An 18,469-nucleotide genomic window follows, 5' to 3' on the forward strand; every position below is an offset into this window, starting at 1 on the left:
ACGATAGCGTCACACCATCAGACCGCCGGTGGCCCGGATGTGCTGGCCGGTCACCCAACCGCCTTGCGGCGAGGCCAGGAAGCCGACCACGGCGGCCACGTCGGCGGGCCGGCCGAGCCGGCCCAGGGCGGTCATCGCGGCCACGCCGGCCAGCGCCTCCGGCGGGTTGGCCGAGCGCAGCAGATCGGTGTCGGTCGCACCCGGCAGCACCGAGTTGACCGTGATGCCGCGCGGGCCCAGCTCCCGCGCGGCGACGGCGGTGATCTGTTCCAGGGCCGCCTTGCTGGCGCAGTACAGGGCCAGGCCGGCCGCCTGCGTGACCGTGTTGAGCGTGGAGATGTTGACGATGCGGCCGCCGTCGCGCAGCAACGGCGCCGCCGCGCGGATCGCGAACAGCGGGAACTTCGTGTTGATCGTGAAGACGCGGTCGAACTCCTCCGGGGTGAGGTCCCCGATCAGCGCCGCGGCGGCCGTCCCGGCGTTGTTGACCAGGATGTCGAAGCCGTCCCGGACGGGCTCGAGCATCGCGGCCAGGTCGCCCAGGTCCTCCTGATCGGCGCGGACGGCGACGGCGCCGGGAGTGCCTTCGACGACCTTCGCGGCGGCCGCGGCGTCCTGCCGGTAGGTGAAGACGACCCGGGCGCCCGCGCCCGCGAGTTCCTCGACGACGGCCCGCCCGATGCCGCGCGAGCCTCCGGTCACCAGCGCGGTCTTTCCCGTCAGCGTCATGCCCGCACGCTAGGACCGGCGGGCGCCGCCGGTCTTGGACGAATGCGACACCGTCAGCGGAGGGGTCCGGAGGTGGGCGGCGAGCGCGGTCGGGGTCAGACCGGTCATCGCGCGGGTCTCGCGGGCCAGGTGCGGGTGGTCGGCGTAGCCGCTGTCGGCCGCCGCGTCCGAGAGCGCCGCCCCCGCGCCGAGCCGCCCCACGACGCGCTGGAACCGGGCGATCCGGGCCACCGTCGCCGGTGACATCCCGAGGTGGCGCCGGAAGCCCCGCTCCAACCGGCGCCGCGTGACGCCGAGCTCGCCGGCCAGCCGCTCGACCGTCGGGCGGCTGTCCGACTGGAGCCGTCGCCACGCAGTCAGCACCGCGGGCTCGGGCGTGACGGACCGGGCGCCGCGCAGACGTACGCCGGCCCCGAGGCCCTGCAGAGCGGCCTCCAGGACCGCCTCCAGCAGGTCGAACCGCTCGCCCCAGCCCCCGGCGGCGCCGAGCCTCCCGGGCAGCTCCGTCGCCGCCGGCCCGAGCAGGTCGGCCAGCGCCACGGACGACTCCCCGAGCTCCCGCATCGGGACCCCCAGAAGCGTGCCCACACCGAGCGGGGTCAGCCCCACACTCACGCCGTGCCCCCAGCTGGTCCCGCCCCGCGTGGTGGCCACCTCGCGCGCGCCCGAGACGATGCCCGACGGCGACCCGAAGTCGACGATCACGGTCGTGCTGGCCAGCGGCAGCAGCAGATGCTCGACCGGGCACCCCGATCCCGAGCGGAACCCCGAGAACCCCAGCACGTACGGCTTCAGGGCGGGCGGCGCCGGGCGGACCGCCACCTCACACGGCTCGGCCGAGATCACCGCCGGCACGGAATGGATGTGCGCCCCCATGCCGCCAGGGTCCCCATCACCCTGCGCCCGGTCAAGGCTCAGACCTTCGTGGGCAGGCGGCGGTGCAGCTCGGCCAGCAGGACCTCGGGCGCCGGGGACATCAGGCCCACGTCGACCAGGTACGCCACCTGACCGCCGCGCCGCCGGGTCCGGGGCGCCCGCCCGGGGCCGCCCAGTCGCTCCACGAAGTCGGCGTCGACCGGGGTGATGACGAGTTCGGTGAACGGGCCGCGGTAACGCAGCGCCACCTCGCCGATGCCCGCCCACGGAAGGTGCACGGGGCGGCGACCGGTGGCGGCGAAGTCGAGCCCGCGCATCGAGCTGTGCAGCCAGCCGAACCGGTTCCAGGCCGCCAGCACGATGACGGCGGCCAGCACGACCGGCACGATCAGGGCCAGCTCGAGATAGAGGACGAGGTCGCCGGGGGTGGGCCGATCGCCGGCGGCCAGCCGGATCAGCGTGAACAGCCCGAGCGTGGTGGCCCAGACGGCGGCGATCACCCAGAGCATCGTGACGTAGACCATCGCCCGGGGCTGGAAGAACGTCACCGTGTCGTCATCGGGACCGAGCACCTCGTCGATGTGCGTCACGATGAGATTATGCCCTGGTTTGCCGGTTCTCTGGGTGATTATGAACAGGTGACCGTGACGCGATTGGGCAGCCTGGGCGACGTCGGGGCCGCGGCCGGGCTCCTCGACGAATACCGCCAGCACTACGGGGCCAACCCGGCGCCCGAGGCGGTCGCCACGTGGCTGCGCGAGCAGGTCGAGTCGGCGCGGGCCCGGGTCTACATCGCCGGCGACGCCGACGGCATCTGCACCGTCGCCGTGGTGCCGGCCGCCCTCACCCTGCGCACTGTGTGGCTGGTACGCGACCTCTACGTACGACCGGCCTCGCGGCGGCAAGGAGTGGCCCGCGCGCTGCTCGTGGCTGTCGGCGAGGAGGCGCGCGCCGCCGGGGCGCACCGCCTCTCCCTGCAGACCGAGACCGGCAATGCCCGGGCGGTCGAGCTCTACGCCCGGGCCGGGTTCGACGCCCTGACCGAGATCACCGTGATGGACAACGTCCTTTAGACGGCGACCGGGACCCGCTGCTCCTCGGGGCGGCGGCTCTTGCTCTTCGTGTAGGCGTACAGGCGGTGGATGAGCAGCAGCTCGAACGCGACCATCAGCACCGAGGACAGCTCGGCGACCAGGATGATCTGCCGGGTGACCGGGCCCAGGATGAAGACGAACATCATGAACTCGATGCCGCTGAACAGGTGCGGCCGGATCCGGTGCCGGACGAGGAAGTTGCGCAGCCGCCACACCGGCGACTCGCCGCCGGTCGGCTCGGCGACCACGACCGGGCCGGCCTCGGAGTCCTCGTCGGTCATCACGACGGCGCCCTGGTTGAGGTCGGCGCGCACCTTGCCCATCTGCAGCGCGTTGAGGTAGCGGAACATGTCGAGGAAGACGACGACCCCGCCGACCCAGAGGTACGTCAGGTTGTCCGTCGCCGCGTACTGCCCGCCGAACAGACCGACCGCGCACGCGGCCACCCGCAACCGGTCGAACACGTAGTCGAGCCACGACCCGAACGGCGAGCCGGTCCCGTTCAGCCGGGCGATCTTGCCGTCCATGCAGTCCAGGACGAAGCTGAGGTGGAACAGCAGCGCACCCAGCAGCAGCCACGGGTAGTCGGCGCGCCAGAACGAGTACGCGCTCCCGAGACCGACGACGAAGGCCAGCAGCGTCAGGCGGTTGGGAGTCACGGAACGCCACGGCGAGACGAGCCACACCAGGCGGGAGGCGAGCGGGTCGACCAGCCCGACGGTCCACCACGCGTCACGCTGTTTGTACGTGCGGTCGCGGATCACTTCGAGGGGGAACCGCTGCGCCATGCCGATCTCCTGCTGCTACCGATAGGTGAATGATCAACCGCGCGGACCTTACTAGAAGTTGAACAACTCTCAAAGGACGCGGACGGCAAAATCGGACGGAGGACTCCCGTGGAGGCCAGTCATGTCGCGGACGACCTGGAAAGCGTGCTCCTGACCGAGGACCAGATCCTCGCGCGCGTCGGTGCTCTCGCCGGCGAGCTGCACGACCGCTACGGGTCGCGGACGCCGGTGCTGGTCGGCGTCCTCGGCGGCGCGGCCACCTTCACCGTCGACCTGGCCCGCGCCTACCCCGGTCAGGTCGAGATCGGCTGGATGGCCGTCAAGTCGTACAGCACCCGCAACCGCGCGTCGGGCTCGGTGCGCCTGCTCAAGGACCTCGACCTGGACATCGCGGGACGCGACGTCGTCCTCGTCGACGGCGTCATCGACACCGGTCTGACCATGTCCTGGCTGATCACCAACCTGACCCGGCGCGGCCCGGCGTCGCTCGCGGTGTGCGCCCTGCTGCGCAAGCCCGAGACCGCCCATGTCGAGGCGGGCACCCCGACCCTCGTGGGCTTCGACGTCGGCGAGGGCCTGATCGTCGGCTATGGCCTGGACCACGAGGGCCGCTACCGCAACCTGCGCTGTGCTGCTGTTCTCTCCCCCACGGCGTCCAGGCGCGGCGCGGCCGCCGGGTGATGGACGACGGCCGCACGTAGGCTGTCTCCCATGACTGAGTTCGACGGCCTCCCGCTGCTCCGTTCCCCCGTGGCCATCGCCGCCTTCGAGGGCTGGAACGACGCGGCGGACGCATCGACCGCGGCCGTGGACCACCTCGAACAGGTGTGGCAGGCCCGCGAGATCTCCACCATCGACCCGGAGGACTTCTACGACTTCCAGGTCAGCCGGCCGACAATCACGATGGCCGAGGGCGAGACCCGCAAGATCGAGTGGCCGACCACACGGTTCACCGTGGCCAGCCCGCCCGGCTCCGACCGCGACGTCGTGCTGATCCGCGGCATCGAGCCGAGCATGCGCTGGCGTACGTTCTGCGAGCAGGTGCTGGAGATCTGCCACAGCCTCGAGGTCAACCGGATCGTCCTGCTCGGCGCCCTGCTGGCCGACGTTCCTTACACCCGCCCGCTGCCGATCAGCGGCTCGGCGACCGATCGCGACGCCGCCGACAAGTACAAGGTCGTTCCCACCCGCTACGACGGTCCGACCGGCATCGTCGGCGTGCTGCACGAGGCGGCGGGCCGGGCCGACCTCGACGCGCTGTCGTTCTGGGTGCACGTGCCGCACTACGCCAACAACCCGCCCTGCCCGAAGGCGACGCTCGCCCTGCTCAGCCGGCTGGAGGACGTGCTCGACCTGCCGGTGCCCCTGGCCGACCTGGCCGAAGAGGCCGACGAGTGGGAGAAGCGCGTCCGGGCCGCCGCCGAGCAGGACGCCGAGCTCGGCGAGTACGTGCGCGAGCTGGAGGAGCGCGTCGGCGACGAGGGCATCCAGCCGCTGACCGGCGACGAGATCGCCAGCGAGTTCGAGAAGTACCTGCGCCGCCGCGGCGGCTCCGCCGGTCCGACCGCCGGCTCCTGGTAGCGAATCCGCAGCGCCGGACGGACGAAGCGCGCGAGAATGTACGGGAGACATCTCTGGCTGCTATGTTGCTAACTGCGATATAGCACCCAGAAATGTGGCTCCCTGAATACGGACTGGCGTGACGTCATGAACGGCTCACTCGGCGACTCGCCGGCGGTGGCGCGGCACAAGGTACGCCGCCGCCTGCGCCAGGCCCGGCTGACTCTGGGCCTCACCCAGGGCGAGGTCGCTCAGCGTCTCGGCTGGTCCCTGTCCAAGGTCCAGCGCATCGAAGCGGCCGAAGTAGCGGTGTCCGAGACCGATCTGCGGGCCCTTCTGGCCATCTACGACATCACCGCTCAGCCGGTCGTCGACGAACTGGTCACCGATGCGTACCTCGCCCGGCGCGAGCGATGGTGGACGCCGCCCGAGCACCGGCAGTACCTGACGTACGGCACCCGCCAGCTCATCCAGTTCGAGCTGGCCGCCACGCACATCCGCGCGTACCAGCCCAACCTTGTGCCGGGCCTGCTGCAGACACCGGCGATGGCGGACTACATCATCAACGAGTCGGGCAGTGAACGCACGCCGGAGAACCGCCGGGTCATCCTCGACGTCCGGCTGATGCGCAGGAAAACAGTCCTGGAACGCCAAGAGCCGCCGATATATCAGCTCATTCTGGACGAGTCGGCCATCGAGCGCATCATCGGCGGCGCTCGCGTGATGGCCGAGCAACTCGAGGACCTCGCAGACGTCGCAACCCGGCCGAACGTCCTCATCCGCCTGATGCCGCTCCACAAGGGCGCCTTCGTTGCCGATCTCGGATCCTTCGCCCTGCTCACTCTCGACGGCGACACCGAGGACTCGGTGCTCTACCGGGAGCAGTTCGACGAGGACAGCATCGAGTACGACCCCGCCAAGACCGGCCGCTACGGAGCCGTCTTCGAGCAGGTCTGGAACCAGTCCTATCGCGAGGACGCGTCCCTGCGCCGCATCACGGCGAAGGCCGCGAGCCTCAGAGCGTCACTCGACACCCCCTGAGGGGACCGGATCACTGCCCGGCCGCTCGGGGTCCGAGCCTGCCGGCCGGGCGAGAAAGGAAGAAAGTTGCTACGCGCACCAGACACCACCCTGGATTGGCGCCGGAGCTCCTACTGCGCCGACAAGTCGTGCGTGGAGATCGCCGTGTCCGGCGACGAGGTCCTCCTGAGGGACTCGAAGGCCCCGAGCCGCCCGCCGCTGCGCCTCGACGCCGCGGCCTGGCGCCAGTTCACCGAAGACATCAAGGCAGACCACTTCTAGGTCAGCCGGTCACAGTAGTTCGAGGGGCGCTCCTGTCGCGGAGCGCCCCTCGCTTTTTCACCGGACCCGGACATGCGCGCCGCCCGCGAAAGACCGCCGGTCCGAACTGCGCATTCGAAGATCACCCGAAGAAGGGCACGATGCTCGCCGGGTTTCTCTCCGTCCTCGCCGGCGGATTCTTCTTGCCCTCTCACGATACCCGTGTGGTATGAAGGAATAGGCAGTGCGGTTGTCACGGTGGAACTCAGCCTCGGCCACCACCCCTTGACGGACCGGGTCGGCGGGGCACAGAAATGCAAGGCGCGGGTCGGCGCAGCACGATTACCAGAGATCGCGAGCATTCACGTGACGACGCATCGCTTACTGCTCTCACCATCACCCCGGAAGCAACCCACCCCTGGCCAGAGCCGGGTGCACGGGATAAACGCCCGCGGTCGCCACTCCCCGGCGGCCTGACCGACACGGCATCGAGGAGAAGGATGAATATTTCGCAACCTGACCTGGAATGGCGGAGGAGTTCCGTCTGCGCAAGCAATATGTGCGTCGAGGTCGCTCGGACCGGAAACACATTCCTTATCCGGGATTCCAAGGATTACCGTAAACCGCCATTGGCATTCGACGCGGCCGAATGGGCTGTTTTCGTGACGGCGATCAAAGAAGGAAATCTCGAGCTCTAGGAATTGCCCGGGGCGCGGAGCAGAAGACGCGTCCCGGACTTCCCGAATTCACCGTACATCCCAGTGACGCTCCAGAGACCGCCGCAACCCCCGGCACACCTGGTCGAATTCCGTGCGATCGGCCGAGGAGAACAACGTCGTCGCCTGCCCCCGGTGACGGGCCACGAGATCCCACCGGGTCACCGGTCGCCGGCCGAGGCTCGCGATGGCGCTCACCGCGAGCACCAGCACCGCGAATCCCGCGAGGATGCGGGACACCGGGCCCACCACGGGGATGACGAGCAGGGCCGCGCCCGTCGCCGAGAGTCCCATGACCCGGTCGGTCGCGCTGCGCTCAGGTTCCGTGCGGACGATCCGCACGTCGGCCAGATCCTTGATCGGGTACGTGTGTCGCGTCAGAGACGTCGTCTCGAACACCTCATGGGTGATGAACGCACGTCTGCCTTGATAGAACACCGACATCGCTGCGGCCCCCTTCAGGGACATACCGGTAGGGGGAATCGGCCGGACAAGCTTGTGCCGAGTTCCCTCCGCCAGGAGATCGAGCCCGGGGGTGGCTCCAGTCGCGAGCTGAAGGTCGCCCTGTGATGCGTGAGGGAGAAGTCCGCTCCCCAGCGTCCTCAGTATGTGGCGGGATCAACCTTGATCGGAAGATGCTATCTGCAATATTGCAGATAGGAACTCGCCCTATTTGCGAGGCAATCGACGTCGGCACTTCGCGAACGGCCGGATAGGAAGCCGGCGTGCCCGATATAGGTCACTCAAGCGCGCCTTCCTCCGTCTCGCTGATAGCTATGTAGCAGACAGCCGTCCTGCATGTTCATGCCGATGACGGCGTGTCGCTGCGAGCCACTAGGCCACCGATGGGCATCCTAGGAACCTAGGGTCTAGGAGGTCGGGATGACGATCAATCCGGGAGCGGCCGAGTTCCCGCATCGGCAGATCGCCGCTCAGCTCAAGGAACGCATCCGCCGCGGGGACTGGCAGCCCGGCGAGCGCCTGCCGTCGATCCCGGCCATGGCCGAGATGTTCGGCGTGGCCAAGCAGACCGTCCAGCGCACCGTCGACCAGTTGCGGGTTGAGGGCGTCCTGATCACCAAGCCGGGTTCCGGCACCTACGTCCGGGGCACGCGGCGCCGCCTCAACCGACTGTCGCGCGGCCGGTACGGCGCGCACCGCGGCTACCACGCCGATCTCGCCGCCCGCTATCGGCAGCAGCTGGTCACCGTACGCCGGGAGCCGGCCCCGCCGGAGGTCGCCGACGCGTTCGGCGTGCGCGACGGCACCGAGATGCTCGTCCGCCGGCACATCGTGCGCACCGACGACGCCGCCGTGGAGGTCGGCGCGTCCTGGTTCCGGGTGACCGACGCGAGCGGGACCTCCATCGAGCGCGCCGAGGCCTTCGGGCGCCCGCTCTACCAGGAGGCCGAAGAGGTGCTGGGCAAACGGTACGCCTCGGCGACCGACACGATCAGCGCCCGGCAGCCCAGCCGCGAGGAGGCCGAGATCCTGCAGATCCGGCCCGACACCCCGGTGCTGCACCTGCTGCACGTGGCCTTCGACGAGACCCGCAAGCCCATCGAGGTGGCCCAGGCGACCTGGCCCGGCCCGATGACCACGCTCACCGAGGAGTACAAGATCCCCGCGCCGGCCCCGGAGCCCGACCCGGACCCCGGCCTCGCGCTCGCCTGAGCCGCTCCCCAGCGCCGCCCGGCGGGACGGTGGACAACGGAAAACCCGAGGTGCCCCGTGCGAAGGGCCCCTCGGGTCTCTTGGTCAGCGGCGGCGGACCGCCGTCGTCTCCGTGCTGCCGGTCAGCGGCCCAGCAGGCCCAGGCCGGTGTTGCCCTGCCCGTTGGGGCTGAGGATGTTCAGCAGGGCGAACTGGTGGTACGAGTCGTTGTTGTCGGAGTAGTCGAGGTCGTAGCTCGACGACCGGTAGTCGAAGTCGTAGTCGTCGCCGTCACCGAACGGGCTGTGGGCGACGGACGACGTCTGTCCGTGGTGCGAGACGGCGGCAGCCGCAGGACCCGCGAAGGCGAGGCTCGCACCGGTGGCCAGGAAGAGGCCGGCGATGTACAGGACCGGACGACGCATGGTGTTTCCTTTCGGACGTTTTTCAGGACCACCGAAAGTCTCGCGGAATCGTGGCCGAATTGTGGCTCATTCCGGCCGAGTCCAGCCAAGCGCGTACAAAGTTCCCAAAACGCCCATTTGGTCATGAACAGCGTCTAAGGTCGGCGCGGGGTCCTCCGCGCCGCAAACCGGACAGACGACTGCTGGCATCGCCCGGAGGGACAGAGGTGAACGCTCAGAGGCGTACGCCCAGGAGCGCGTCGACCGTGCGGGCCATCAGCACCGGCGCCTGGTCGTCGTCGCCCACTCCGGAGAGCGCGGCCTCGGCCCAGGCGTCCACCACGGCGAGCGCCGCCGGTGAGTCGAGGTCGCTGGTGAGCGCCTCCCGCACGGCGGCCACGAGACCCTCGCCCGACGGCCCGGCCGGCGCGGCGGCGGCCGACCGCCACCGGGCCAGGCGCTCCTCCCCCGTCTTGAGCACCTCGTCGGTCCACTCACGATCGCCGCGGTAGTGATCGGCCAGCAGGCCGAGGCGTACGGCCATCGGGTCGACGCCGTCGCCGCGCAGGCGGGAGACGAAGACCAGGTTGCCCTTGGACTTCGACATCTTCTCGCCGTCCAGGCCGATCATGCCGGCGTGGACGTAGTGGCTCGCGAACGGCGCCCGGCCGGTCAGCGTCTCGGCGTGCGCGGCCGAGCACTCGTGGTGGGGGTAGAGCAGGTCGTTGCCGCCGCCCTGGACGTCGATCGTCTCGCCCAGGCGGCCCAGCGCGATCGTCGTGCACTCGATGTGCCAGCCGGGGCGGCCGGGACCGAGGCCGCCACCGTCCCAGGCCGGCTCGCCGTCGCGGGCGCCGCGCCACAGCAGCGGGTCGAGCGGGTCGCGTTTGCCCTCGCGGTCGGGGTCGCCGCCCCGCTCGCGGGACAGCGTGATCATCTCGTCGCGGGCGAGGTTCGACTCGTAGCCGAACCGGGGCGCCGCGGCCACCGAGTAGTAGACGTCGCCGGTGCCGTCGTCGAGCGTGTACGCCGCGCCGGAGTCCAGCAACTCGCGCACGTGCTCGACGATGGCCGGGATCGACTCGACCGCGCCGACGTAGTGGGCCGGCGGGATGATCCGCAGCGCCTCCATGTCCTCGCGGAAGAGGGCGGTCTCGCGCATGGCCAGCACGACCCAGTCCTCGCCGTCGCGGATGGCCCGCTCGAGCAGGGGGTCGTCGATGTCGGTCACGTTCTGCACGTAGTTGACATCGAGACCGGCGTCGCGCCAGGCCCGGTTGACCAGATCGAAGGTGATCATGGTGGCGGCGTGGCCGAGGTGGGTGGCGTCGTAGGGCGTGATGCCGCAGACGTACATCGTGGCGGTGGAGCCGGGAGCCGTCTCGGCGATCTCGCGGCGGGCCGAGTCGTAAAGGCGCGGCAGCGGCGCCTTCCCCTCCAGGGTCGGCACGTCGTGCCCGGTCCATGCATCCATGGTCAGGAGCCTATCCAGGGCCCCGGCCGGAAACCCCGGGGGCGTGAACAAAACTACACAGGGGGCCAGGGGATCGCGGGCCAGTCCTGCGGCGGATCGGGGAAGCGCTTGGCCCGCAGCAGCCGCTTGGCGCGCAGCCGGACGTGCTGCACCTCGGTGACGGTCAGGTGCTCCTCCAGCGACTCGCCGAGCGAGCCGTCCAGGCGGGCCAGCAGGGCCGGGAGCACCTCGGCGGCCTCGGGGATCAGCGGCTTGCCGGTCCAGCCCCAGAGCACCGTACGCAGCTTGTTCTCCACGTGGAAGCTGACCCCGTGATCGACCCCGTGGACCGAGCCGGTGGCCGGGTAGAGAACGTGCCCGCCCTTGCGGTCGGCGTTGTTGATCACCGCGTCGAAGACGGCCAGCCGGGCCAGCCGCTGGTCGTCCGCGTGGGCCAGGGCGTACGCGTCGCCGTCCTCATCGCGGGCGTTGGCCACCGGCAGCCAGCCGTCGGGCACGTCCCACGCCGGCACGAAGCCGATCAGCGACTCGGCCGTGTCGGGCTCGTCGATCCAGAGCTGCAGCGCGCCCGGGCCGAGCGGCCCGTCGCGCAGGATCGTGGGCGGCACCAGATCCCACCCCGTGGCCCGCGACACCAGGTAGGCCGAGACCTCACGCCCGGCCAGGGTGCCGTCGGGGAAGTCCCACAGCGGCCGCTCGCCCTGCACCGGCTTGTAGACGCAGCGACGGGTGAGCCCGTCCAGGGTGATCTCGGCCCGCAGTGTGGTGTTGGACGCGTCGACCAGCCGGCCCTCGATCTCGAGCCGGCCGCGGGCCAGCAGCTCGAGGGCGTCGGCCTCGGCCAGCGCCGCGGCGGGCTGGGTGGTCACCGGTGGTAGCCGTTGTGCCGGGGGCAGAGGTGGCCGGCCGGGTCGAGCGGCTGGCCGCAGAGCGGGCACGGCGGGCGTCCGGCCGCCACCACCCGCCGGGCGCGGTCGATGAACGCGCGGGTCGCCTCGGGAGTCAGCCGCACGCGGAGCCGGTCGAGGTCGTCGTCCGGCTCGTCGTCGGCGTCGTCCTCGTCGTCGTCGTCCTCGACGGTGGGCACGTCGTCCTCGTCGCCCAGCTCGATCTCGACCTCGGCCTCACCGGCCTCGATGGCCTCGATGACCACAGTGCTGGTGTCGACGTCGAAGGCCAGGCCGAGCGTGCCGACCCGGAACTCCTCGTCGACCGGGGTGTCCAGCGGCTCGTTGTCGTGCCCGGCCAGCACGGGGGCGTCGGGCAGCGAGACACCGAAGCGTTTGTTGGCCTCGACGAGCAGTTCCTCGAGCTTCTCGGCGAGCAGCGACACCTGGACCTTCTCCAGCGCGACGCTGACAACCCGGCCGCCGCCGCGCGCCTGGAGGAAGAACGTCCGATCGCCCGGCTCGCCCACCGTCCCGGCGACGAACCGCTCCGGCGGCTCGAACGAGTGCACCTGGTGGGTCATGCGAACAACCCTAACCGCGAAGGGAACGGCCCGCGCATCCCGGACGGCCGGGTTCGCCGAGGGCGCAACGCCGACCAGCCAGCGGTAACACGCCGGTCACACAACGCAGCCGGACACCGTGGCCGGGCACCGCGGCCGCCGGCGCGATCAGACGCCGCCGCCCGCGCCGCCGCCGACCGCCGCCTCCGAGCGTTCCGCCTGGGCCGCGGGGGGCGGGATCAGCGAGGCCAGGTCGGCGGTGTCGTTCAGGCGCACGATGAACGGCCGGGTCGGCGTATAACGGATCACACTGACCGAGGCCGGGTCGGCCACGATCCGCTGGAACTGGTCGAGGTGCAGGCCCATCGCATCGGCGATGATGGCCTTGATCACATCTCCGTGGCTGCACGCGAGCCAGAGCGCGTCCGGCCCGTGCTCGGCGGTGACCTTCGCGTCCCACCGGCGGATCGTGGCGACCGCGCGCGCCGACATCGCCGCCATGGCCTCGCCGTTGGGGAAGACGGCCGCGCTGGGGTGCTGCTGGACGACCGGCCAGAGCGGGTCCTGGGCGAGCTCCTTGAGCGGGCGTCCCTCCCAGTCGCCGTACCCGCACTCGGTCAGCCCCTCGTCGACCACCGGGGTGACGCCGGGCAGGGCCAGCTCGAGGGTGGTGCGGCAGCGGATCAGCGGGCTGGTGACGACCGCGGCGAGCGGCAGGGCCCGCAGCCGTTCACCGGCCCGGGCGGCCTGGCCACGCCCGGTGTCGTCGAGTTCCACCGGACGGCGGCCGGCCAGCTCGCCGCTGACGTTGGACGTCGTTCGCCCGTGCCGGAGGAGCAGTACGGTGGCCACTACTCGGCCACGCCGGATTCTTCGTACGCCTCGGCGACGATGCGCAGCGTGTCGAGGCCGCTCTTGAGGTCGCCGACGTACGGGCTGATCGAGAGCGTGCCCACGCCGGCCGCCGCGTACTGCCGGAGGCGCTCCTTGACCTGGATCTTGTTGCCCAGGATGGAGGTGCGCTCGATGAAGTCCTGGGGAACGGCCTCGGCCGCCTCCGCCTTCTTGCCGCTGAGGTAGAGCTCCTGCACCCGGGCGGCCTCCTCGGCGTAGCCCATGCGCACGGCCAGCTGGTTGTAGAAGTTCTGCTCGCGGCTGCCCATGCCACCGACGTACAGGGCCGCATAGGGCCGGATGACGTCGGCGCACCAGGCCACGTTGTCGCCCAGCACCACCGGCACGCTGGGGGCCACGTCGAAACCGGTCATCCCGAGGCCGTGCTTGGCCCGGCCGCGCTCGATGTGCTGCACGTACTCCCCCGCCGCGTCGGGCGCGAAGAAGATCGCCAGCCAGCCGTCGGCGACCTCGCCGGCGAGCTCCAGGTTCTTGGGGCCGACGGCGGCCAGATAGATCGGCACCGCCTCGCGCGGCGGGCGGAACCCCAGTCGCAGCGCCTTGCCCGGGCCGTCGGGAAGCGGCAGCGTGAAGTGCTCCCCCTCGTACGCCACCGGCTGCCGCGCGATCGCCATCTTCACGATCTCGACGTACTCCCGGGTGCGCCCCAGCGGCTTGGCGAAGCGCACGCCGTGCCAGCCCTCGGAGACCTGCGGGCCCGAGACGCCCAGGCCCAGCCGGAACCGGCCGCCGGAGAGAGCGTCGATGGTGGCCGCGGTCATGGCCGTCATGGCGGGTGTCCGGGCCGGGATCTGCATGACCGCGGCGCCCAGGTCGATCTGCTGGGTCTGGCCGGCGATCCAGGCCAGCATGCTGACCGTGTCCGATCCGTAGGCCTCGGCCGACCAGACCACGGCATAGCCGAGCCGGTCCGCTTCCTGCGCCATCGCCAGATGGTCCGCGGGCGTGGTCCACGCCGCCTGATAGCCGAGGCTGAGTCCGAGCCGCACGATGTCGTCCTCTCCCGCACATGGAGCCGTCAGGTGAAGACTACTGATCGCGCGCCGGGCGATCTCGGTCCGGTTACCGACGGGGTTGACGGCTGCGCGGGCATTTCGCTATGTGCGCTGTCTGAATAAGGTTCACTCATGCTGCAACGACCGCTCGGCCGTAGCGGGCTGGCGGTCTCCCGGCTCGCGCTCGGCACCATGACCTGGGGGCGCGACACCGACCCCGATGACGCGGCGGCGCAGCTCAAGCTGTTCCTGGAGGCCGGCGGCACGCTGCTGGACACGGCCGACGTCTATGGCGACGGCGACGCCGAGGACGTGATCGGGTCGTTGCTCGACCACCTCGTGCCCCGCGACGAGGTGGTGATCGCCACCAAGGCCGGCCTCACCCCGCACGGTTACCGCCGCCGGGACGGCTCGCGCGGCAACCTGCTGCGGTCGCTCGACGCGTCGCTGCGCCGGCTCGGCACCGACTACGTCGACCTGTGGCAGGTGCACGGGTACGACCCGATGACCCCGCTCGAGGAGACCCTGGCCGCCCTCGACCACGCCGTCGGCAGCGGTCGCGTGCGCTACGTCGGGGTGTCCAACTTCGCGGCGTGGCAGACCACCCGGGCCGCGACCTGGCAGGCGGCCTACCCCGGACGGGCCCCGATCGTCGCCTCCCAGATGGAGTATTCGCTGCTCGAACGGGGGATCGAGCGCGAGCTGCTGCCTGCCTCGGCGGCGCTCGGCTTCGGCGTGCTGGCCTGGTCGCCGCTCGGCCGCGGGGTGCTGACCGGCAAGTACCGCAACGGCCGGCCGCTCGACTCGCGCGCCGCCACCGAGCACCTCGCGCCGTTCGTCCAGACCTATCTGGAGCCGCGCAGCTCGAGCATCGTGCAGGCCGTCGCCACGGCCGCCGCCGGCCTCGGGGTCTCGCCGGTCGAGGTCGCGCTGGCCTGGATCCGCGACCGGCCCGGCATCGCCGCGCCGATCCTCGGCGCCCGCACCGCCGCCCAGCTGCAGGGCGCGCTGCAGAGCGAGGACCTGACCCTGCCGGCCGAGATCGCCGACGCGCTCGACGACGTCTCCGCGATCGACGTCGGCTATCCCGAGCGCGAGGGTGTGGGCTATCCGGACGGCGAGGGCTGACCCGTCGTCCTGCTGCGTCCGCTGATCCGCGCCGCCACCTACCGGCGCGCGGTCTTCCTCCTGCTCGGCGCGGTCGTCCTGCTGCCGTACGCCCTGATCACGACGTTGATCGTGGGCATGTTCCTCGCGGCCGAGGAGGACCTCGCCGGGATCGTCGCCACCGGGCTGGTCGCCGCGGCCGTCGCCGCCGTCCCGCCGTTCCTGGGCGGCACCCGCGAGCTCGAGATCGCCGCGGCCCGCGCGCTGCTCGAGGTCGACCTGCCCGCGCACGACCGCAACCGGCCGCTGGCCCGCGAGGCCCGGCTCCGGGCGGCCCTGTGGTTCGGCCTGCATCTGCTGACCGGCGCCGTGATCGGCGCGGCCGTGCTGATCGCCGTGCCTTTGGCCGTGCTGTCCATCACCGGGCAGGAACGGCTGCTGGGCCCGGTGCCGGGCGTCGCGGTCGGCGTGGTGCTGCTGGTGGCCGCGCTCTACGCCACGGCCGGGCTGGGTTCGCTCGCCGCCACCATGGCGCCGGTGCTGCTCGGCCCGTCGCAGGCCGAGCGCACGGCCCACCTGGAGGCCCAGGAACGCCGGCTGGCCGAGCGCAACCGCCTGGCCCGCGAGCTGCACGACTCGGTCGGGCACGCCCTCACCGCGGTCACTCTGCAGGCCGGCGCCGCTCGTACGGTGTTCGACCACGATCCCGGGTTCGCCCGGCGCGCGCTCACCGCGATCGAGGAGCAGGGCCGCGCCGCGCTGGAGGAGCTCGACGCCGTGCTCGGCCTGCTGCGCGACGCCGAGGCGCCCACGCTGGCCGACCTGGACCGCCTGCTCACCGCCGACGTGGACGCCGAAGTCGCCGACGTCGAGGTGCCCGTGACCGTCTCCCGCGAGGCCTACCGCATCGTCCAGGAGGGACTGACCAACGCGGCCAAGCACGGCCGGGGCCGCCCGGCGCTGCGGATCACCGCCCCGGACGAGCTGCTCATCGAGATCACCAACCGGGTCGGCTCCACATCGGATCCCGGCGGCGGGCGGGGCCTGGCCGGCATGCGCGAACGCGTACGGTTGCTCGGCGGCCGGCTGGAGACCGGGGAGAACAACGGGGTGTGGCGGGTCGTGGCCCGGCTGCCGATCGGAGGTGACCGGTGACCCGGGTGCTGATCGTGGACGACGACGACCTGATCCGTGCCGGGCTGAGCGCGGTGCTGGGCGCCACCGGCGACATCACGGTCGTGGGCGAGGCGACCGACGGCGACGAGGTCGTGCCCCAGTCCGTCCGGCTGCGGCCCGACGTGGTTCTCATGGACGTGCGGATGCCCCGCATCGACGGGCTGCAGGCCACCCGGTTGCTGCTGGAGCGCTTCGACGACCCGCCCCGCGTGCTTGTGCTGACGACCTTCGAGAACGACGAGTACGTGTACGAGGCGCTGGCCGCCGGGGCGAGCGGTTTCCTGCTCAAGCGGGCCCGGCCCGAGCGGATAGCCGAGGCCGTGCGCCTGGTCGCCCGGGGCGACTCGCTGCTCTTCCCGGCGGCCGTACGCCGGCTGGCCGCCGCCCACCACCGCCCGGCCGGGGGCCGGCTGCCCGGCGCCCGGCTGACCGAGCGGGAGGCCGAGGTGCTGGCGCTGATGGCCGAGGGCCTGTCCAACGCCGAGATCGCCGACCGCCTGGTGCTCGGGGTCGAGACGATCAAGACCCACGTCGGCAGCGTGCTCGGCAAGCTCGGGGTCCGCGACCGCACGCAGGCCGTCGTCACCGCGTACCGCACCGGTTTCATCAAGCCCTGACCCCGCTCCCCCGCACGGGGGAGACGGTTCCCTCGCGGCCGGGATCCAGCAAGCCCGCGTCTCCGCGATCGTCGGGGTATGACGAACACGGCACAGAAGCTGGCGGCCGGATGGGCCGCCCTCTACGGCACCGTCGCGCTGGTCTGGACAGTGACCGGCGCCGGCTTCCCCTACGGCCCCGGCAACAAGACCGGTGACGCGAGCCCGCTGCGAGCCCTGTCCCCCGAGATCGGCGCGCCCCTGTTCGCCGGCGTCCTGCTGGTGGCCGCGGTCGTCCTGCTGGGCCTGAGCGGGGGCCGGCCGCCGCGGGCGCTCCGGATCGCGATGCTCACCTATGTCGGGCTGGTCGCCACCGTCCTGCTCGTGGTGCTGCCGGACGTGCGGCTGCTCACGCTGGCCGGCTACCTGCCGATGCTGATCGTCGGGCTCCCGTTCGGCTGGCCGCCGGTCGACTACGCCGACATCTTCACCTGGACCCTGGCCAACCAGGCGTTCGCCGTGCTGGGTGGCCTGCTGCTGGCCCGGGCGGCGCTGCGGGCGCACTTCGGCGCCACGGGCGCCTGCGAGGACTGCGGCCGGAGCGCCCGGGGCCGGAACTGGACATCGCGCGAGTCGGCGGCCCGGTGGGGACGGTGGGCGGCCTACCTGGCGGCGCTCGTCCCGGTGCTGTACGGCGTCGTGCGGCTGGCCTGGGCGGCCGGCATTCCGCTGGGCATCTCGTCCGAGTTCCTCCGCGAGATGCAGGACAGCGGCCTCGTCTGGGCCGGGGCCGGGCTGGGTGCCTTCGCCGTGGCCGGTGCGGTCCTGACGCTGGGCCTCGTGCAGCGCTGGGGCGAGGTGTTCCCCCGCTGGATGCCCGGCCTGGCCGGGCGGCGGGTCCCGATCCGGCTGGCCACCGTGCCGGCCACCATCGTCGCGGTCTTCGTGATGTCGGCCTCGGTCGCCTTCTTCTCCCAGGCCGGCGCCTTCGCCGAGATGGTGGTGCACGGTCTCGCCGCCGCACCGATCCTGACCTGGCCGATCTGGAGCGTGGCGCTGGGCGCGGCGACCCTCGGCTACCACCTGCGGCGGCGTCCGGCCTGCGGCGTGTGCGGCCGCGGCGACGCCGGCGCGCAACCGCCGGAAAGGCTGTCCCCTGCGGTGTGACCTGCACCACGGGCCGTCGGCTGAGCTTGTGCGGTGTGGCCCTCGCCCGCAGCAAGTCCGGCGTTTCGCCGGCCGAACGGTCGACGCCCGGGCCGGGACACCCGGGTCCCGGAGGGTGGCCTGTGATCATCGCCGCAGCCTCGGCGAGCGGGCGCGGCTTGACCAGGCCAGATCCGGCGAGCACCCGCGCCGGCGCCCTCCCCGGTCCGTGATCGACCTGGATACGCGCTGGTCAGTGCTTGTCGGAGCCCTCAAAACCGAGGCATGCTACTTGCCATGGACTACGAATACGCGCCGCTGCGGTTGCCCTCGAATGTCGATCGGTTGACCGCCGCGGCGCAGCTCGCCATTCAGGCGGAGTTCTCGGGGTGGGAGCTGGCCCGCGTCCAGCTCTTCCGGGACGGCACCCGCAAGGTGATGCTCCGCCGCCGTGTTCAGCCCAGCCCGCAGCCGGGTCTGAGCTACTGAGAAGGGCCCGTCCGATCGGA

The 18,469-nt window shown here is 71.6% G+C and carries 23 protein-coding genes; 12 read left to right on the forward strand and 11 right to left on the reverse strand.

The genetic code is table 11. The annotated features are described in order from the left end of the window. Positions 1-9: 9 nt before the first annotated feature. Genes HJC40_RS24755 through HJC40_RS24765 form a run of 3 tightly spaced genes read right to left on the reverse strand, consistent with a single transcriptional unit; the run spans position 10 to position 2,195 of the window. Positions 10-729, reverse strand: a complete 720-nt coding sequence (locus HJC40_RS24755) for an SDR family oxidoreductase (RefSeq protein WP_250003960.1) — start codon at positions 727-729, stop codon at positions 10-12. A 9-nt stretch (positions 730-738) separates the two neighbouring features. After that, a complete protein-coding gene (locus HJC40_RS24760) occupies positions 739-1,605 on the reverse strand; it encodes a helix-turn-helix domain-containing protein (protein WP_250003962.1) in 867 nt (288 codons plus the stop codon). A gap of 38 nt (positions 1,606-1,643) precedes the next feature. Continuing rightward, the gene (locus HJC40_RS24765) at positions 1,644-2,195 is read right to left on the reverse strand and encodes a hypothetical protein (RefSeq protein WP_250003964.1); all 552 of its coding nucleotides are present in this window, start codon (positions 2,193-2,195) and stop codon (positions 1,644-1,646) included. Positions 2,196-2,243: 48 nt separating this feature from the next. Between HJC40_RS24765 and HJC40_RS24770 the strand changes: the two genes are divergently transcribed. Continuing rightward, on the forward strand, positions 2,244-2,678 hold the full coding sequence (locus HJC40_RS24770) for a GNAT family N-acetyltransferase (RefSeq protein WP_250003966.1): 435 nt from the start codon (positions 2,244-2,246) through the stop codon (positions 2,676-2,678). Here the strand turns inward: HJC40_RS24770 and HJC40_RS24775 are convergent. Further along, positions 2,675-3,487: a CDP-alcohol phosphatidyltransferase family protein gene (locus HJC40_RS24775; protein WP_250003968.1), complete on the reverse strand. Its 813-nt coding sequence runs from the start codon at positions 3,485-3,487 to the stop codon at positions 2,675-2,677. The two genes, HJC40_RS24770 and HJC40_RS24775, sit on opposite strands and share 4 nt — an antisense overlap. Positions 3,488-3,595: 108 nt before the next feature. Between HJC40_RS24775 and HJC40_RS24780 the strand changes: the two genes are divergently transcribed. The 5 genes from HJC40_RS24780 (at position 3,596) to HJC40_RS24800 (ending at position 7,026) form a co-directional block, all read left to right on the forward strand. Further along, the gene (locus tag HJC40_RS24780; RefSeq protein ID WP_250003970.1) at positions 3,596-4,168 is read left to right on the forward strand and encodes a phosphoribosyltransferase family protein; all 573 of its coding nucleotides are present in this window, start codon (positions 3,596-3,598) and stop codon (positions 4,166-4,168) included. A 30-nt stretch (positions 4,169-4,198) separates the two neighbouring features. After that, positions 4,199-5,068, forward strand: coding sequence for a PAC2 family protein (locus HJC40_RS24785; protein ID WP_250003972.1), 870 nt, complete (start codon positions 4,199-4,201; stop codon positions 5,066-5,068). A gap of 126 nt (positions 5,069-5,194) precedes the next feature. Beyond that, positions 5,195-6,088 carry a helix-turn-helix transcriptional regulator gene (locus HJC40_RS24790; protein WP_250003974.1) on the forward strand — a complete coding sequence of 298 codons (894 nt, stop codon included), beginning with the start codon at positions 5,195-5,197 and terminating at the stop codon, positions 6,086-6,088. A 66-nt stretch (positions 6,089-6,154) separates the two neighbouring features. Next, the gene (locus HJC40_RS24795) at positions 6,155-6,349 is read left to right on the forward strand and encodes a DUF397 domain-containing protein (protein WP_250003975.1); all 195 of its coding nucleotides are present in this window, start codon (positions 6,155-6,157) and stop codon (positions 6,347-6,349) included. A gap of 479 nt (positions 6,350-6,828) precedes the next feature. After that, on the forward strand, positions 6,829-7,026 hold the full coding sequence (locus tag HJC40_RS24800) for a DUF397 domain-containing protein (RefSeq protein ID WP_284043699.1): 198 nt from the start codon (positions 6,829-6,831) through the stop codon (positions 7,024-7,026). 48 nt (positions 7,027-7,074) lie between these two features. On the opposite strand, the gene HJC40_RS24805 is transcribed toward HJC40_RS24800, so the two are convergent. Further along, complete coding sequence (locus HJC40_RS24805; RefSeq protein WP_250003978.1) at positions 7,075-7,512, reverse strand: DUF6232 family protein; 438 nt, start codon at positions 7,510-7,512, stop codon at positions 7,075-7,077. 414 nt (positions 7,513-7,926) lie between these two features. Here HJC40_RS24805 and HJC40_RS24810 point away from each other — a divergent pair, with 414 nt between their 5' ends. Continuing rightward, positions 7,927-8,718, forward strand: a complete 792-nt coding sequence (locus tag HJC40_RS24810; protein WP_250003980.1) for a GntR family transcriptional regulator — start codon at positions 7,927-7,929, stop codon at positions 8,716-8,718. A 122-nt stretch (positions 8,719-8,840) separates the two neighbouring features. On the opposite strand, the gene HJC40_RS24815 is transcribed toward HJC40_RS24810, so the two are convergent. The 6 genes from HJC40_RS24815 to HJC40_RS24840 form a co-directional block, all read right to left on the reverse strand. Then, the gene (locus HJC40_RS24815) at positions 8,841-9,122 is read right to left on the reverse strand and encodes a hypothetical protein (RefSeq protein ID WP_250003982.1); all 282 of its coding nucleotides are present in this window, start codon (positions 9,120-9,122) and stop codon (positions 8,841-8,843) included. A gap of 214 nt (positions 9,123-9,336) precedes the next feature. Then, on the reverse strand, positions 9,337-10,575 hold the full coding sequence (gene mshC / locus HJC40_RS24820; protein WP_250003983.1) for a cysteine--1-D-myo-inosityl 2-amino-2-deoxy-alpha-D-glucopyranoside ligase: 1,239 nt from the start codon (positions 10,573-10,575) through the stop codon (positions 9,337-9,339). A gap of 53 nt (positions 10,576-10,628) precedes the next feature. Further along, entirely contained in the window at positions 10,629-11,444 is an 816-nt protein-coding gene (locus HJC40_RS24825; RefSeq protein WP_374272647.1) for an SCO1664 family protein, read from the reverse strand. Next, the gene (locus tag HJC40_RS24830; protein WP_250003985.1) at positions 11,441-12,046 is read right to left on the reverse strand and encodes a DUF3090 domain-containing protein; all 606 of its coding nucleotides are present in this window, start codon (positions 12,044-12,046) and stop codon (positions 11,441-11,443) included. The genes HJC40_RS24825 and HJC40_RS24830 overlap by 4 nt, the downstream gene beginning before the upstream one ends. Before the next feature lie 147 nt (positions 12,047-12,193). Continuing rightward, positions 12,194-12,877: a histidine phosphatase family protein gene (locus tag HJC40_RS24835; protein ID WP_250003987.1), complete on the reverse strand. Its 684-nt coding sequence runs from the start codon at positions 12,875-12,877 to the stop codon at positions 12,194-12,196. Then, positions 12,877-13,929 (reverse strand): LLM class F420-dependent oxidoreductase, encoded by a 1,053-nt coding sequence (locus HJC40_RS24840; RefSeq protein WP_250003990.1) that lies wholly within the window; start codon positions 13,927-13,929, stop codon positions 12,877-12,879. Before HJC40_RS24840 ends, HJC40_RS24835 begins: the two co-directional genes overlap by 1 nt. A gap of 138 nt (positions 13,930-14,067) precedes the next feature. Between HJC40_RS24840 and HJC40_RS24845 the strand changes: the two genes are divergently transcribed. The 5 genes from HJC40_RS24845 (at position 14,068) to HJC40_RS24865 (ending at position 18,449) form a co-directional block, all read left to right on the forward strand. Beyond that, positions 14,068-15,063: an aldo/keto reductase gene (locus HJC40_RS24845; protein WP_250003991.1), complete on the forward strand. Its 996-nt coding sequence runs from the start codon at positions 14,068-14,070 to the stop codon at positions 15,061-15,063. Between the two features lie 117 nt (positions 15,064-15,180). Beyond that, positions 15,181-16,197, forward strand: coding sequence for a sensor histidine kinase (locus HJC40_RS24850; RefSeq protein WP_250004496.1), 1,017 nt, complete (start codon positions 15,181-15,183; stop codon positions 16,195-16,197). Next, entirely contained in the window at positions 16,194-16,835 is a 642-nt protein-coding gene (locus HJC40_RS24855) for a response regulator transcription factor (protein ID WP_250003992.1), read from the forward strand. Before HJC40_RS24850 ends, HJC40_RS24855 begins: the two co-directional genes overlap by 4 nt. 78 nt (positions 16,836-16,913) lie before the next feature. Continuing rightward, positions 16,914-17,981: a hypothetical protein gene (locus HJC40_RS24860; protein WP_250003993.1), complete on the forward strand. Its 1,068-nt coding sequence runs from the start codon at positions 16,914-16,916 to the stop codon at positions 17,979-17,981. 276 nt (positions 17,982-18,257) lie between these two features. Continuing rightward, positions 18,258-18,449: a DUF5703 family protein gene (locus HJC40_RS24865; protein WP_250003994.1), complete on the forward strand. Its 192-nt coding sequence runs from the start codon at positions 18,258-18,260 to the stop codon at positions 18,447-18,449. Positions 18,450-18,469 lie beyond the last annotated feature (20 nt).

The organism is Actinoplanes sp. M2I2 (assembly GCF_023544445.1).
In the GTDB taxonomy this organism is placed as follows: Bacteria; Actinomycetota; Actinomycetes; order Mycobacteriales; family Micromonosporaceae; genus Actinoplanes.

Excerpts from the sequence above, each read along its gene's own strand:
- HJC40_RS24860 (WP_250003993.1), top strand. The coding sequence starts at position 16,914 with ATGACGAACACGGCACAGAAGCTGGCGGCCGGATGGGCCGCCCTCTAC.
- HJC40_RS24845 (WP_250003991.1), top strand. The coding sequence starts at position 14,068 with ATGCTGCAACGACCGCTCGGCCGTAGCGGGCTGGCGGTCTCCCGGCTC.
- HJC40_RS24790 (WP_250003974.1), top strand. The coding sequence starts at position 5,195 with ATGAACGGCTCACTCGGCGACTCGCCGGCGGTGGCGCGGCACAAGGTA.
- HJC40_RS24850 (WP_250004496.1), top strand. The coding sequence starts at position 15,181 with ATGTTCCTCGCGGCCGAGGAGGACCTCGCCGGGATCGTCGCCACCGGG.
- HJC40_RS24800 (WP_284043699.1), top strand. The coding sequence starts at position 6,829 with ATGAATATTTCGCAACCTGACCTGGAATGGCGGAGGAGTTCCGTCTGC.
- HJC40_RS24830 (WP_250003985.1), bottom strand. The coding sequence starts at position 12,046 with ATGACCCACCAGGTGCACTCGTTCGAGCCGCCGGAGCGGTTCGTCGCC.
- HJC40_RS24755 (WP_250003960.1), bottom strand. The coding sequence starts at position 729 with ATGACGCTGACGGGAAAGACCGCGCTGGTGACCGGAGGCTCGCGCGGC.
- HJC40_RS24815 (WP_250003982.1), bottom strand. The coding sequence starts at position 9,122 with ATGCGTCGTCCGGTCCTGTACATCGCCGGCCTCTTCCTGGCCACCGGT.
- mshC (WP_250003983.1), bottom strand. The coding sequence starts at position 10,575 with ATGGATGCATGGACCGGGCACGACGTGCCGACCCTGGAGGGGAAGGCG.
- HJC40_RS24775 (WP_250003968.1), bottom strand. The coding sequence starts at position 3,487 with ATGGCGCAGCGGTTCCCCCTCGAAGTGATCCGCGACCGCACGTACAAA.
- HJC40_RS24785 (WP_250003972.1), top strand. The coding sequence starts at position 4,199 with ATGACTGAGTTCGACGGCCTCCCGCTGCTCCGTTCCCCCGTGGCCATC.
- HJC40_RS24805 (WP_250003978.1), bottom strand. The coding sequence starts at position 7,512 with ATGTCCCTGAAGGGGGCCGCAGCGATGTCGGTGTTCTATCAAGGCAGA.
- HJC40_RS24810 (WP_250003980.1), top strand. The coding sequence starts at position 7,927 with ATGACGATCAATCCGGGAGCGGCCGAGTTCCCGCATCGGCAGATCGCC.
- HJC40_RS24760 (WP_250003962.1), bottom strand. The coding sequence starts at position 1,605 with ATGGGGGCGCACATCCATTCCGTGCCGGCGGTGATCTCGGCCGAGCCG.
- HJC40_RS24865 (WP_250003994.1), top strand. The coding sequence starts at position 18,258 with ATGGACTACGAATACGCGCCGCTGCGGTTGCCCTCGAATGTCGATCGG.